Annotated in this window: 11 protein-coding genes and 1 tRNA gene; 6 read left to right on the plus strand and 6 right to left on the minus strand. The window is 71.4% G+C overall.

Annotated elements, in window-relative coordinates; genetic code table 11:
* The first annotated feature begins 49 nt into the window (after positions 1–49).
* Positions 50–1,741 (plus strand): phenylacetic acid degradation protein PaaN, encoded by a 1,692-nt coding sequence (gene paaN, locus ACIQMV_RS17500; RefSeq protein WP_402593636.1) that lies wholly within the window; start codon positions 50–52, stop codon positions 1,739–1,741.
* Positions 1,742–1,754: 13 nt separating this feature from the next.
* Here paaN and ACIQMV_RS17505 read toward each other — a convergent pair whose 3' ends face one another.
* The 6 genes from ACIQMV_RS17505 to ACIQMV_RS17530 form a co-directional block, all read right to left on the minus strand.
* A complete protein-coding gene (locus ACIQMV_RS17505) occupies positions 1,755–2,507 on the minus strand; it encodes a TrmH family RNA methyltransferase (RefSeq protein WP_402593637.1) in 753 nt (250 codons plus the stop codon).
* A complete protein-coding gene (locus tag ACIQMV_RS17510) occupies positions 2,504–3,715 on the minus strand; it encodes an HTTM domain-containing protein (RefSeq protein WP_402593639.1) in 1,212 nt (403 codons plus the stop codon). Before ACIQMV_RS17510 ends, ACIQMV_RS17505 begins: the two co-directional genes overlap by 4 nt.
* Positions 3,712–4,341: a DUF5819 family protein gene (locus ACIQMV_RS17515; RefSeq protein WP_402593641.1), complete on the minus strand. Its 630-nt coding sequence runs from the start codon at positions 4,339–4,341 to the stop codon at positions 3,712–3,714. Before ACIQMV_RS17515 ends, ACIQMV_RS17510 begins: the two co-directional genes overlap by 4 nt.
* Before the next feature lie 1,148 nt (positions 4,342–5,489).
* A complete protein-coding gene (locus ACIQMV_RS17520) occupies positions 5,490–5,819 on the minus strand; it encodes a rhodanese-like domain-containing protein (RefSeq protein ID WP_401776092.1) in 330 nt (109 codons plus the stop codon).
* Between the two features lie 165 nt (positions 5,820–5,984).
* Positions 5,985–6,833, minus strand: coding sequence for a hypothetical protein (locus ACIQMV_RS17525; protein WP_401775915.1), 849 nt, complete (start codon positions 6,831–6,833; stop codon positions 5,985–5,987).
* Positions 6,834–7,528: 695 nt separating this feature from the next.
* Positions 7,529–7,615 (minus strand) — tRNA-Leu (locus ACIQMV_RS17530).
* Between the two features lie 478 nt (positions 7,616–8,093).
* On the opposite strand from ACIQMV_RS17530, the gene ACIQMV_RS17535 reads away from it, so the two are divergent.
* The 5 genes from ACIQMV_RS17535 to ACIQMV_RS17555 all read left to right on the plus strand — a co-directional run bounded on the left by ACIQMV_RS17535 (position 8,094) and on the right by ACIQMV_RS17555 (position 14,106).
* Positions 8,094–8,954, plus strand: coding sequence for an FhaA domain-containing protein (locus ACIQMV_RS17535; protein ID WP_376544307.1), 861 nt, complete (start codon positions 8,094–8,096; stop codon positions 8,952–8,954).
* A gap of 10 nt (positions 8,955–8,964) precedes the next feature.
* Positions 8,965–9,477, plus strand: coding sequence for an FHA domain-containing protein (locus ACIQMV_RS17540; protein WP_141359827.1), 513 nt, complete (start codon positions 8,965–8,967; stop codon positions 9,475–9,477).
* 121 nt (positions 9,478–9,598) lie between these two features.
* The gene (locus ACIQMV_RS17545; RefSeq protein ID WP_402593643.1) at positions 9,599–11,161 is read left to right on the plus strand and encodes a Stp1/IreP family PP2C-type Ser/Thr phosphatase; all 1,563 of its coding nucleotides are present in this window, start codon (positions 9,599–9,601) and stop codon (positions 11,159–11,161) included.
* 27 nt (positions 11,162–11,188) lie between these two features.
* Positions 11,189–12,625: an FtsW/RodA/SpoVE family cell cycle protein gene (locus ACIQMV_RS17550; RefSeq protein ID WP_402593645.1), complete on the plus strand. Its 1,437-nt coding sequence runs from the start codon at positions 11,189–11,191 to the stop codon at positions 12,623–12,625.
* A complete protein-coding gene (locus tag ACIQMV_RS17555) occupies positions 12,622–14,106 on the plus strand; it encodes a peptidoglycan D,D-transpeptidase FtsI family protein (protein ID WP_402593647.1) in 1,485 nt (494 codons plus the stop codon). Before ACIQMV_RS17550 ends, ACIQMV_RS17555 begins: the two co-directional genes overlap by 4 nt.
* Positions 14,107–14,226: the final 120 nt, after the last annotated feature.

Here is a 14,226-nt window from a genome sequence, read left to right on the forward strand (position 1 = left end):
CAGATCACGGGCTCGACGAGGAGCTCTTGAGACGAGGAGTTGGTCCCGCATGGCCGCCGAACTGACCGCACACGAGCTGATCGCCAGGCATCGGCCCACCCTGGACCAGGCGCTGGAGGCGATCCGCACCCGCGCGTACTGGTCGCCCCACCCCGAGCACCCCAAGGCCTACGGGGAGAACGGCAGCCTCGACGCGGCCGCCGGCAAGGCCGCCTTCGACGCCGTCCTGGGCACCCGCCTCGACCTCGGTCAGCCCGGCACGGACGACTGGGTGGGCGGCGAGGTCTCGCCGTACGGCATCGAACTGGGCGTGAGCTACCCGCACGCGGACATCGACGTCCTGCTGCCCGCCATGCAGGCCGGCCAGCGGGCGTGGCGGGACGCGGGCGCGGAGGCGCGCGCCGTGGTGTGCGTGGAGATCCTCAAGCGGATCAGCGACCGGACGCACGAGTTCGCGCACGCGGTCATGCACACCTCCGGCCAGGCCTTCATGATGGCGTTCCAGGCGGGCGGCCCGCACGCCCAGGACCGCGGCCTGGAGGCGGTGGCGTACGCGTACGTGGAGCAGGTGCGCACCCCCGACACCGCCGAGTGGACCAAGCCGCAGGGCAAGCGCGACCCGCTCGCCCTCACCAAGCGGTTCACCGCCGTCCCGCGCGGGATCGCGCTGGTCATCGGCTGCAACACCTTCCCGACCTGGAACGGCTTCCCGGGCCTGTTCGCCTCCCTCGCCACCGGCAACGCCGTCCTGGTCAAGCCGCACCCGCGCGCGGTGCTGCCGCTCGCGCTCACGGTGAGGACCGCCCGCGAGGTGCTCGCCGAGGCAGGCTTCGACCCGAACCTGATCGCGCTCGCCGCCGAACGTCCCGGCGAGGGCATCGCCAAGACGCTCGCCACCCGCCCCGAGATCAGGATCATCGACTACACCGGCTCGACGTCGTTCGGCGACTGGCTGGAGGCCAACGCCCGCCAGGCGCAGGTCTACACGGAGAAGGCCGGCGTCAACACGGTGCTCGTGGAGTCCACCGGGAACTACAAGGGGATGCTCGCCAACCTGGCCTTCTCGTTGTCCCTCTACAGCGGCCAGATGTGCACCACCCCGCAGAACCTGCTGATCCCCCGCGACGGCATCCGCACCGACGAGGGCCCCAAGTCCTTCGACGAGGTGGCGGCCGACCTCGCCAAGGCCGTGGACGGCCTCCTCGGCGACGACGCCCGCGCCAACGCGCTGCTCGGCGCGATCGTCAACCCGGACGTCAAGGCCCGACTGGAGGCCGCCGCGGGCCTCGGCGAGGTCGCCCTCGCCTCCCGCGAGATCATCAACCCGGACTTCCCCGGCGCGGTCGTCCGCTCGCCGGTGATCGTGAAGCTGGACGGCGCCAAGCCGGACGCCGAGGCCGCCTACATGAACGAGTGCTTCGGCCCCGTCTCCTTCGCCATCGCCGTCGACTCGGCCGCCGACGCGGTGGAGCTGCTGCGTCGCACGATCCGCGACAAGGGCGCGATGACGGTGGGCGCGTACACGACCGACGAGGAGGTCGAGCAGGCGGTGCAGGAGGTGTGCCTGGAGGAGGCCGCCCAGCTGTCGCTGAACCTCACCGGCGGGGTGTACGTCAACCAGACCGCCGCCTTCTCCGACTTCCACGGCTCCGGCGGCAACCCGGCGGCCAACGCGGCCCTCACCGACGGCGCGTTCGTCGCCAACCGCTTCCGCGTGGTGGAGGTCCGCCGGGAGGCGTAGGTCCCTCGGTCCCTCAGGATGCGGCCGCGCCCCCGGTGGCGCTCCAGTGGTACAGCGTCATCGCCACACTGGTGGCGAGGTTGTAACTGGAGACCTGGGGGCGCATCGGCAGCGCCACCAGATGGTCGGTGCGCGCGCGCAGCTCGGCCGACAGGCCGCTGCGCTCGGAGCCGAAGGCGAGCACGGCGTCGTCGGGCAGTTTCACCCCGCGGATGTCCTCGCCCTCCGGGTCGAGCGCGAACAGCGGCCCGCGGGGCAGCTCGTCGACGTCCAGCCGCTCCACGGCGGTCGCGAAGTGCAGCCCCGCCCCGCCGCGCACCACCGTCGGGTGCCAGGGGTCCAGGGTGCCCGTGGTGACCACTCCGGTCGCCCCGAAACCGGCGGCCAGGCGGATCACCGCCCCCGCGTTGCCCAGGTTGCGCGGCTGGTCCAGGACGACGACCGGCGCGCTGCGGGGCGTGTGCTCCAGCGCCCGCAGATTGGCCTCGCGGGACGGCCGTACGGCGAGGGCCGCCACGGCCGTGGGATGCGGGCGCGGCACGAGGGAGGCGTACGTCTCCCGCGGCACCTCGTTCAGCAGGGCGTCCAGCGTGTCCCGTACGTCGGGGGCCAGTTCGTCGGCGAGGGCGAGCGCCGCGTCCCGGTCGGCGGTGACGGCCACCGGCACCTCGGCCCCGAAGCGCAGGGCGTGCTTGAGGGCGTGGAAGCCGTCGAGCAGCACGGTGCCGCCGGCCAGCCGGTGCCAGTCGCGTACGGGGTCGCTCATGCCGGGAAGCCTACGCGGGCGGGCCCGGCGTCCTCCGGGGAGCGCGGGTCCTTCTCCTGGGCCCGGTCCCCGCCCCGCCGCAGTCGCGCACGCGCGCGTGCCGCGAGGCCGCCCAGGCGGCGCAGCAAGGGCGTCGGCAGGAACACCGAGTCCGCCGCGATCATCGCCAGCGAGAAGAACGGCAGCCCCAGCACGACCGCGATCACGGCGTGCTCGGCCATCATGACCGCCAGCAGGACGTTCTTCACCCGCCGGTTGAACAGCGTGAACGGGAACGCGACCTGCGCCATCACCGTCCCGTAGGTCACCAGCATCACCATCGTGCCGCTGGTGGCCAGCAGACCGGCCAGGGCCGGCCAGGGTGAGAAGTAGTCCAGGTGGAGCGGGTAGTAGACGGCGGTGCCGTCCTGCCAGCGCGAGCCCTGGACCTTGTACCAGCCGGCCGTGGCGTAGATCAGGCAGGCCTCGGCCATGATCACGAGCAGGGCGCCGTTGTGGACGATGTCGGCGACGACGTTCAGCAGCATCCGCGGCTGCGCCGAGCGCGCCCGGCGCCCGGCCGCCCACCACAGGGCCAGGCCCAGCCAGACCGTCCACAGGAGGACGGGCACGAACACCTCGCCCTGCATCCGGCCCGCCGCGGTGATCACGGCCAGGAACAGCCCCAGCACGCTCCACAGGGCGGGACCGGCCCGGTCGGGGACCCGCTCCCCGCGTGCGTGTGCCGCCCGTGCCCGCGCGGCCCGGCGCGCGTCGAGCGACCAGACCTGGCCGCAGCGGGTGAACACCAGGTACAGCGACATCAGGTGCAGCACGTTGTCGCCGCCGTCGCCCACGAAGACGCTGCGGTTCTGCAGGGAGAGCACGCCGACCATGAAGAGCACGGACGTGGTGCGGGTGCGCCAGCCCAGCGCGAGCAGCAGGCTCGCCAGCACGGCCAGCGCGTAGCACGTCTCGAACCAGAGGTCGCCGCGGAACCACAGCAGGGCGGTGAAGGCGCCGTTGTCCGAGGTCAGCTGCTGGGCCAGGTTCCAGCTCCACGGGCCGTCGGGGCCGTAGAGCTCGTGGCGGTGGGGGAACTCGCGCAGCAGGAACAGCAGCCAGGTCAGCGAGAAGCCGATGCGTATGACGGCGGTCTGGTAGGGGCCGAGGGCCGTCTCGGTGACCCTCGCGATCCCGCGCGAGACCGAGAGCGCGAGGCGGTTCACCGTACGCCTCCCCGGGTCTCGCCGGCCGGCACCGTCCACCACTGCAGCGAGCGGTAGGACGGCTTGCCTGTCGCCTTCTCGTTGCTCCACGGGGGCGGGGGCACGTTGCTGGTGCGGCTGCGGATCTGGACGCGTTCGAGGACGCCGCCCGCGCCGGCCGCGTCCCCGCGTTCCAGCCGCAGCACCGCGATACGGCGCAGGTACTGCTCGGCCAGGGTGCCGCGCAGGCCCACCGGCCGGTTGTCGGCGTCGTGGGCGGCGCCGTAGAAGTCCCAGGCGCGGCGCAGTTCGTTCTGCTGGGTGTGGCTGGGCAGCAGATTGCCCTCGATGGCCCGGCCGTCCTCGGCGGACAGGTCGTACCAGCCGGTGGTACGGGTGCCGCCGTCCGCCGTGCGGACCTCCGCGCGCACCTGGACGGCGACGTTCTGCTGGAGCGGGTTCGGCGCGAACAGCTTCCAGTTCTGCTCGAACTCCGGGTAGACCCACCCGTCGACGGCCTCGGCGTGCTCCCTGTTCACCGTGTTCGACGGCGTGACGTGCAGGAACACCATCCCGAGATGCACACACACCACGACGGCGACCACCGCGAGCACCAGCACCGCACCCACCTGATGCGGCAGGGACAAGGCAGCGACACCACCACGAGACGCCGACCCGCCGGGAGCAAGAGCGGAGGCAGGTACGGGGGCAGGAGCAGGTATGGGGTCTGGAGCGGTGCCAGGAGCAGGTACGGGGGCGGGGGCGGATATGGGAGCGGGAGCCGCGAGCGCGGCGGGCCCAGGACCGGGGCCGGGGCCGGGGCCGGGGCCAGGGCCAGGGCCAGGAGCGAAACCGGGGCCAGGGCCAGGGCCAGGAGCGAAACCGGGGCCAGGACCGGGGCCGGGGTCGGGTGCGGGGTCGGGTGCGGGACCGGTGCTGGAGTCGGAAGCCGGGACTGTGGCCGGGCCGCGACCGGGGGCAGAACCGGGGCCAGGAGTAAGGCCGAGGTCAGGAGCGGGACCGGTGTCAGGACCGGGAGTGGGAGCGGGACCGGGGCTGAGGTCGGGACAGGGGCCAGGAGCGGGGCTGGAGTCGGAAGCCGGAACTGCGGCCGGGCCGCGACCAGGACCAGGAGCGGGACCGGTGCCAGAACCAGGAACGGTGCCGGTGCCAGGACCAGGAACCGTGCCGGTGCCAGGACCAGGAACCGTGCCGGTGCCAGGACCAGGAACCGTGCCGGGGGCTGAGCGGGGAGCAGGAACCGGGACGGGCGCGGGGGCCGGCGCGTTCTCGTCCGGCCTGTCAGCGGCCCCGGCGTTCTCGTCCGGGCCGGCAGCGGACTGCGGCCCGTCAGCGGACCCGACGGAGGTCCGGGAGCCCTCGTCCGGCCGGGCGCCCGGGCGGCTGGGGGCACGTGAGGCGGTCGAGTCGTCGTCGTGCGCGTTCATCCCGCCCCGTTTCCGATCCCGGTCCGTCCTGCGGCCGCCACCCGGCCACGGGGCGCCGTACCGCCCGCGCGCACCACTTCCCGGCGCCGCACCGGAACGGTACTCAGGGCCGCCCTCCGGGCACACCCCCGGGGCGTACCGGGCGCCGCGCCGGACTGAACCGGCAGTCGTCCGGCGGCCGTCCGGCAGAGGGGGCCACCCTACGGCGGTCCGCCGCAACATGGAATCGGCCGGGCACACGGGATCAGTCGGCCGTCCGGCCGCGCCCATCCTCCCCAGCCCACCACACTTCTGACGCTCTGTCAGAAACATTTCGGCACTGGGGAGTCCAGGGCCCCGCCCCGGTGTCACACCACCTGGCCGGGCCGCCCCTCGTCGGTCACGACGGGCCGCCCCGAGGCGGCCCACACCTGCATGCCGCCGTCGACGTTCACCGCGTCGACGCCCTGCTGGACCAGGTACATCGCGACCTGCGCCGACCGCCCGCCGGAGCGGCAGATCACATGGACCCGCCCGTCCTGGGGCGCCGTCCCGGTCAGTTCGCCGTACCGGGCCACGAACTCGCTGAGGGGAATGTGCAGCGCCCCCTCGGCGTGACCCGCCCGCCACTCGTCGTCCTCGCGGACGTCCAGCAGGAAGTCGCCGTCCTCGAGGTCCTGGACCCCGACCGTGGGCACACCAGCTCCGAAATGCATGAGTCGACGCTACCCGAAGCGCACCGGAGGGTTCCGGTCCGGACCGGCACGGATCCGGACCGGATCCGGCACCCGGCCAGTCAGGGGTGACGCAGGTCACGCGGGGGCAGGCAGATCAAACGGGGAGGGCCACACGAGTCACGCGCGTCACTCCTGGCTCAGCAGCTCGGCCAGTTCCGCCTCGCGCTCCGCGACCTCCTTGCGCAGCTGCTCGGCGATCTCGTCGAGGAGGCGGTCAGGATCGTCGGGGGCCAGCCGGAGCATCCCGGCGATCGCGCCGTCCTCCAGCCCCTTGGCGACCACCGTGAGCAGCTCCTTGCGCCGGGCGAGCCATTCGAGGCGGGCGTAGAGCTCCTCGCTGCGGCTCGGCCCCTGCTCCTTGGGCTTCGGGCCCGCCGCCCACTCCGCGCCCAGCTCCCGCAGCTGGTCCTCGTCGCCGCGCGCGTAGGCGGCGTTGACCCGGGTGAGGAAGTCCTCGCGCCGCTTGCGCTCGTCGTCCTCCTGCGCCAGGTCGGGGTGGGCCTTGCGGGCCAGCTCGCGGTACAGGCGGCGGGCCTCCTCGCTGGGGCGCACCCGCTGCGGGGGCCGCACGGGCTCGTCGGTGAGCATCGCGACGGCCTCCGGGTACAGACCGTTGGAGTCCATCCAGCCGTTCAGCAGCTCCTCGACCCCGGGGATCGGCTGCAGATCGGCCCGCGCCTCCCGCGCCTTGCGCAGGTCCTCGGGGTCACCGGTGCGCGCGGCCCTGGCCTCGGCCGTCAGCGCCTTCAGCTCCTCCAGCCGGGCGTAGAGCGGTCCGAGTCTCTGCTCGTGCAGCCGGGCGAAGTTCTCGACCTCCACCCGGAAGGTCTCCACCGCGATCTCGTAGTCGATGAGCGCCTGTTCGGCGGCCCGTACGGCCCGCTCCAACCGCTCCTCGGGCCGCGCAGAGGCGCCCTCGGACGTCGCCCGGTCCGCCCCGGCGACGTCACCCTGTTCAGCTTCCGGGGTCGTCACCCGACCAGACTAGCGCCGCACGGGCCGGGCCCCGCCCACCGCCGCGACGACCGTGCCCCGGCTCCAACGCCCCCTGTCCGCCGGGCCGCCCACAACGCCGGACAGCGAGACGCAACGGCATCTCCTCGGGCACGAACGGCGCGATGACCGTCGGCGGCTGTCCCACCGGAGAAGGTCCCTGCTTCAAGCCGAACTCACCGCTGCGCACCGTCCTGGTGACACCCGGCACCCCGGCCGACCGTCAGCGGCCATGTCTTCGGCCACACCTGCGTCCCGCTGTCCGGCGTCCCGCCCGGCTCCTGGCAGGCCGACGACGCCGACGCCCACGGCATAGGGGGATACGCCTTGCGGGGCTCCCAGTTCACGGACTCCGCCGGCGCGTACGCGCCGAGCAAGATCGTGCCAGGCCTCCACCCCGGCCGCACCCGGCACCTCCACGTCAAGGCACAGGCGCCCGGCCGTCCGGCACTCACCACCCGGCCGTACTAACGGCACCGACGCCCTCTTCGACCCGGCCCTGCTGACGAACGTCCGCGGACGGCACACAACGGGTCCCATGCGTGAGATACCTCACGCTCCGGGGCCCGTTGTCCATCGGCCGAGTTGTGCGATGGCCCACATGTGCCGGCACAACGAGAAACGGGCCCCCGCCGTGACTTCCGTCACTGGCGGAGACCCGTTTCATCGGTATCTCATGGTGCGCGAGGGGGGAGTTGAACCCCCACGCCCTTGCGGGCACTGGAACCTGAATCCAGCGCGTCTGCCTATTCCGCCACCCGCGCATTGGGTGTGTCCTCCGGCTCCGTCCCCCTGGGGGGCTGGCGCCTTCCGACATGCAGAACATTAGCACGCCCCGAAGGGTGGATTCACATCGCTTTCCCAGGGCAGAAGCCCCGCCCCGGCCGCACCGCGTCCGCCCGCCGAGGCAGGCCGCCGGCCCCGGGCCGCGCCGCCCGGACGGAGTCGCTTTCCGTGTCGGAGCGCGCCCGTTCACGTATCAACCTCGTACCGGTCACGCCCGTCTGCCCAGGAGCCGGACGAGGACCACAGTCGGGTGCGGGACACTGGTCTGCGACCCCCTCTACGATCCTGGGCAGAAGTACCGAGCGACACCGGGTACGCGACAGGCGTCGACAGGGCCGACAGGGGGAACCAGCCGATTCACCGGCGCGTGGATACGATCAGTAAGCAGTACCAGGCAAGCAATACGCAGCACGACGGCACGACCCGCAGCGACGGCAACGATGGAGGAGGTGCCCCATGGGAGTCCTGAAGAAGTTCGAGCAGCGTCTCGAAGGTCTGGTCAACGGCACCTTCGCCAAGGTCTTCAAGTCCGAGGTCCAGCCCGTGGAGATCGCGGGTGCGCTCCAGCGCGAGTGCGACAACAACGCGACCATCTGGAACCGCGACCGCACCGTCGTACCCAACGACTTCATCGTGGAGCTCAGCGCGCCCGACTACGAGCGTCTGAGCCCCTACTCCGGCCAGCTCGGCGACGAGCTCGCCGGCATGGTGCGCGACTACGCGAAGCAGCAGCGCTACACCTTCATGGGGCCGATCAAGGTCCACCTGGAGAAGGCGGAGGACCTGGACACCGGCCTGTACCGGGTGCGCAGCCGTACGCTCGCCTCCACCAGCAGCCAGCAGGCGCCCCAGGCACCGTCGGCCGGCCCGGGCGGCCGCCCCGCCGCCCCGGGCGGGTACGGCTACCCGCCCGCGGCCGGCCCCTCGGCAGCGCCCCCCATGCCGTCCGCGCCGCCGCCCGGCGCCCGCCCCGGCGGCTACGGCTACCCGCCGCCCGCCGCCCAGCGGCCCGCGCCCGCCCCGGCGAGCGGCGGCCGCACCCGCTACTGGATCGAGATCAACGGCACCCGCCACCAGATCTCCCGCCCGACACTCGTGCTCGGCCGCAGCACCGAGGCCGACGTGCGGATCGACGACCCCGGCGTCTCCCGCCGGCACTGCGAGATCCGGACCGGAACGCCCTCGACGATCCAGGATCTCGGGTCCACCAACGGCATCGTGGTGGACGGGCAGCACACCACCCGCGCTACGCTCCGCGACGGCTCGCGGATCGTCGTGGGCAGCACCACCATCATTTACCGGCAAGCCGAAGGGTGAAGCGGGGGCAATGTCAGAGCTGACCCTCACGGTCATGCGGCTGGGTTTCCTGGCCGTACTGTGGCTGTTCGTGATCGTGGCCGTGCAGGTCATCCGCAGCGACCTGTTCGGTACGCGCGTCACCCAGCGGGGGGCCCGCAGGGAGACAGCCCGGCCGCAGCAGGCCGCGCGCCAGACGGCGCCGCCGCCGCAGCGCGGACAGCAGGGCGGTGGCCGCCAGCGGCGCAACGCCCCCACCAAACTCGTGGTGACCGAGGGCATCCTCACCGGCACCACCGTCGCGCTGCAGGGCCAGACCATCACCCTGGGCCGTGCGCACGACTCCACGATCGTGCTGGACGACGACTACGCCTCCAGCCGCCATGCCAGGATCTACCCGGACCGCGACGGCCAGTGGATCGTCGAGGACCTCGGATCCACCAACGGCACATACCTGGACCGGACCCGGCTGACGACCCCCACACCGATGCCGCTGGGCACGCCGATCCGCATCGGCAAGACCGTCATCGAGCTGCGGAAGTAGTACGACTAATGAGCGAGCGGAGCGAGCACGCAACGGCGGCCGGCACCCCGGGCCCCGGCGCGCTCCCGACCGGAGGGTGGGCACCGTGCGGATGTACCCGGAGCCGACGGGCGAGGTGCGCATGAGTCTGTCACTGCGCTTCGCCGCCGGATCGCACAAAGGCATGATCCGCGAGGGCAACGAGGACTCCGGTTACGCCGGTCCTCGCCTGCTCGCGATCGCCGACGGAATGGGCGGCCAGGCCGCCGGCGAGGTCGCCTCCTCCGAGGTGATCTCCACCATCGTCGCCCTCGACGACGACATCCCCGGCTCCGACATCCTCACCTCGCTCAGCACCGCCGTACAGCGCGCCAACGACCAGTTGCGCGCCATGGTCGAGGAGGACCCGCAGCTGGAGGGCATGGGCACCACGCTCACCGCCCTGCTGTGGACCGGCCAGCGACTCGGCCTGGTGCACGTCGGCGACTCGCGCGCCTACCTGCTGCGCGACGGCGTGCTGACCCAGATCACCCAGGACCACACCTGGGTGCAGCGCCTCGTCGACGAGGGGCGCATCACCGAGGAAGAGGCCAGCACCCACCCGCAGCGCGCCCTGCTCATGCGCGCCCTCGGCAGCGGCGAACACGTCGAGCCCGACCTGTCCATCCGCGAGGTGCGCGCCGGCGACCGCTACCTGATCTGCTCCGACGGCCTCAGCGGCGTCGTCTCCCACCAGACGATGGAGGAGACCCTCGCCGGCTACCAGGGCCCGCAGGAGACCGTGCAGGAGCTGATCCAGTTCGCGCTGCGCGGCGGCGGTCCCGACAACATCACCGTCATCGTCGCCGACGTCCTGGACCTGGACACCGGCGACACCCTCGCCGGACAGCTGTCCGACACCCCGGTCGTGGTCGGCGCGGTCGCCGAGAACCAGCACCACCTGCACGACAACGGCATCATGCAGACCCCCGCCGGACGCGCCTCGGGCCTCGGCCGCCAGGTGCCCGGACAGGGCGGCGGTGGCGGCGAGTTCGGCCCGCCCGGATCCGGCGACACCGACGGTTACGCCCCCGCGGCCGGCTTCGGCGACTACGGCGACGAGGACTTCGTCAAGCCCCGCAAGAGCCGCAGGTGGCTCAAGCGCTCCTTCTACAGCGTGCTCACGCTCGCCGTCCTCGGCGGCGGCCTGTACGGCGGCTACCGCTGGACGCAGACGCAGTACTTCGTCGGCGCCAACGAGGAGCACGTCGCGCTGTACCGGGGCATCAGCCAGGACCTGGCCTGGCTGAAGCTGTCGAAGCTCCACACGGACCACCCCGAGATCGAACTCAAGTACCTGCCGCCCTATCAGCAGCAGCAGGTCAAGGCGACGATCACGGAGGGCGGCCTGACCAACGCCCAGAAGAAGATCGACGAGCTGTCCGTGCAGGCCTCCGCGTGCAAGAAGGAGTCCCAGCGCCGTACCGCCGAGGACAAGAACGGCGCCAAGACGGAAGAAGGCCAGGCGGGCGGTACCACCGGCGCCAACGCCACCACGGGAACCACCCGCACCTCCTTCACGTCCAAGGCGACGCCGACGCCGAACCCGTCGACGACCACGTCCCCGTCCTCCCCGTCCACGTCCGCCACCGCGTCCACTCCCAGCCCCGGCCCCACTCTCTCGGAGGAAGAGCAGAAGGTCGTCTCGCTGTGCGGTAAGCAGTAGGCAAGCCGTGAGAGGCCCTGTCACACGATGAGCAGCACTACCAACCCGTCGACGCACCACACGTCCACGATCGGCGCAATCGGCGCGCCCAGCCGCCGCAACACCGAGCTGGTGCTGCTGGTCTTCGCCGTCGCCATCCCGGTGTTCGCCTACGCCAACGTGGGCCTGGCCATCAACAGCCAGGTGCCCGCGGGCCTGCTGAGCTACGGCCTGGGCCTCGGTCTGCTGGCCGGCGTCGCGCACCTCGTCGTCCGCAAGTTCGCCCCGTACGCGGACCCGCTGCTGCTGCCGCTGGCCACGCTGCTGAACGGGCTCGGACTGGTCGTCATCTGGCGGCTGGACCAGTCGAAACTGCTCCAGGCCATCAACCAGGCGGGAACGGCCGCGCCACGGCAGCTGCTGTACACGGCACTGGGCATCGCCCTGTTCGTGGTGGTGCTGATCTTCCTCAAGGACCACCGCGCCCTTCAGCGCTACACCTACATCTCCATGGTCGGCGCGCTGATCCTGCTGCTGCTGCCACTCGTGCCGGGCCTCGGCGCCAACATCTACGGCGCCAAGATCTGGATCTCGGTCGCCGGATTCTCCATCCAGCCCGGTGAGTTCGCCAAGATCGCGCTCGCCATCTTCTTCGCCGGCTACCTCATGGTGAAGCGGGACGCGCTCGCCCTGGCAAGCCGCCGCTTCATGGGCCTGTACCTGCCCCGCGGCCGCGACCTCGGACCCATCCTGGTCGTCTGGGTGATCTCGATCCTCATCCTGGTCTTCGAGACCGACCTCGGCACCTCGCTGCTGTTCTTCGGCATGTTCGTCGTCATGCTGTACGTCGCCACCGAGCGGACCAGCTGGATCGTCTTCGGTCTGCTGATGTCCGCCGTCGGCGCCGTCGGCGTGGCCAGCTTCGAAACGCACGTCCAGCAGCGCGTCCAGGCCTGGCTCGACCCGATGAAGGAGTACAAGCTCAGCCAGGCGGGCGTCTCCGGCCACTCCGAGCAGTCGATGGAAGCGCTCTGGGCGTTCGGCTCCGGCGGCACCCTCGGCTCCGGCCTCGGCCAGGGCCACTCCGACCTCATCAAGTTCGCCGCCAACTCCGACTTCATCCTCGCCACCTTCGGCGAGGAGCTGGGCCTGGCCGGCCTCATGGCCATCCTGCTGGTCTACGCCCTGATCGTGGAACGCGGCGTGCGCACCGCGCTGGCCGCCCGCGACCCCTTCGGCAAGCTGCTCGCCATCGGCCTGTCCGGCGCCTTCGCGCTCCAGGTCTTCGTCGTGGCCGGCGGTGTGATGGGCCTCATCCCGCTCACCGGTATGACGATGCCGTTCCTGGCGTACGGCGGTTCCTCCGTGATCGCCAACTGGGCCCTGATCGGCATCCTGATCCGGATCAGCGACACCGCCCGCAGACCCGCGCCCGCGCCCGCCTCCAACCCCGACGCCGAGATGACCCAGGTGGTCCGCCCGTGAACAAGCCCTTGCGCCGAATCGCGATCTTCTGCGGCCTCCTCGTCCTCACGCTGCTCGTCCGCGACAACTGGATCCAGTACGTCAAGGCCGACACCCTCAAGGACGACAAGCACAACCGCCGCGTCACCATCGCGCGTTACGCCACCCCGCGCGGCGACATCATCGTCGGCGGCAACCCGATCACCGGGTCGGTCGAGACCAAGAGCAACGGACTCAACGACCTCAAGTACAAGCGCACGTACAAGGACGGCCCGATGTGGGCGCCCGTGACCGGGTTCACCTCCCAGGCCTACGGCGCCACCCAGCTGGAGAGCATCGAGGACGGCATCCTCACCGGAAACGACGACCGGCTGTTCTTCCGCAACACCCTGGACATGATCACGGGCAAGCCCAAGCAGGGCGGCAACGTGGTCACCACGCTCAACGAGGCCGCGCAGAAGGCGGCCTTCAACGGCCTGAAGAAGGTCGGCGGCAAGGGCGCGGCGGTGGCCCTGGACCCCTCCACGGGCAAGATCCTCGCCCTGGCGTCCTACCCGTCCTACGACCCGTCGTCGTTCGCCGGCACCTCCGACACGGACGCCAAGGCCTGGAACAAGCTCCAGAAGCAGTCCGACCCCAACGACCCGATGCTGAACCGGGCACTGCGCGAGACCTACCCGCCGGGCTCCACCTTCAAGGTGGTCACCGCGGCCGCCGCGCTGGAGAACGGGCTGTACAAGTCGGCGGACGAAGCCACCGACTCGCCGCTGCCGTGGACCATGCCCGGCACCACCACCGTGCTGCCGAACGAGGGCAACATCCCCTGTAAGGACGCCACCATGCGCGAGGCGCTGCGGTGGTCCTGCAACACCGTCTTCGGCAAGATCGGCGCGGACCTCGGCAACGACAAGATGCTCGAGGAGGCGAAGAAGTTCGGCTTCGACAGCGAGCAGTTCACGCCGGTGCGCGCCAACGCCTCGGTGTTCTCCAACGACATGAACAAGTCGCAGACCGCGCTGTCCTCCATCGGCCAGTTCAACACCGCCGCCACCCCGCTCCAGATGGCCATGGTCGCCTCCGCCGTCGCCAACGACGGCAAGCTGATGAAGCCGTACATGGTCGACAAGCTCCAGTCTCCCGGCGTGGACACCCTGGAGCAGACCCAGCCGCAGGAGCTGAGCCGGCCGCTCAGCTCGCAGAACGCCCAGATCCTGCAGTCGATGATGGAGACCGTCGTCAAGGACGGCACGGGCAAGAACGCGCAGATCAACAACGTCACGGTGGGCGGCAAGACCGGTACCGCCCAGCACGGCGTCGACAACAGCGAGAAGCCCTACGCCTGGTTCATCTCCTACGCCAAGCTCGCCGACGGCAGCTCGCCGGTCGCCGTGGCGGTGGTGGTCGAGGACAACAACGCCAACCGCGACGACATCTCCGGTGGCGGCCTCGCGGCGCCCATCGCGAAGAACGTCATGGAGGCGGTCATCAACTCCAGGCAGTGAGTCCTGTCACGCCCCCCTCACATCGGTGCACGTTGCGATACCGGTCCTGTATCGGGTGACGGGCTTGGCCAGGTCACACAGAGCGAGCCGGGTACGGTAGGCCCGGACAGCAGCCTCCGG

The sequence above is a fragment of the Streptomyces sp. NPDC091412 genome (assembly GCF_044756885.1).
In the GTDB taxonomy this organism is placed as follows: Bacteria; Actinomycetota; Actinomycetes; order Streptomycetales; family Streptomycetaceae; genus Streptomyces.

Coding starts and splice junctions, on each gene's coding strand:
- paaN (WP_402593636.1), top strand. CDS start 50: ATGGCCGCCGAACTGACCGCACACGAGCTGATCGCCAGGCATCGGCCC.
- ACIQMV_RS17505 (WP_402593637.1), bottom strand. CDS start 2,507: ATGAGCGACCCCGTACGCGACTGGCACCGGCTGGCCGGCGGCACCGTG.
- ACIQMV_RS17535 (WP_376544307.1), top strand. CDS start 8,094: ATGGGAGTCCTGAAGAAGTTCGAGCAGCGTCTCGAAGGTCTGGTCAAC.
- ACIQMV_RS17540 (WP_141359827.1), top strand. CDS start 8,965: ATGTCAGAGCTGACCCTCACGGTCATGCGGCTGGGTTTCCTGGCCGTA.
- ACIQMV_RS17545 (WP_402593643.1), top strand. CDS start 9,599: ATGAGTCTGTCACTGCGCTTCGCCGCCGGATCGCACAAAGGCATGATC.
- ACIQMV_RS17550 (WP_402593645.1), top strand. CDS start 11,189: ATGAGCAGCACTACCAACCCGTCGACGCACCACACGTCCACGATCGGC.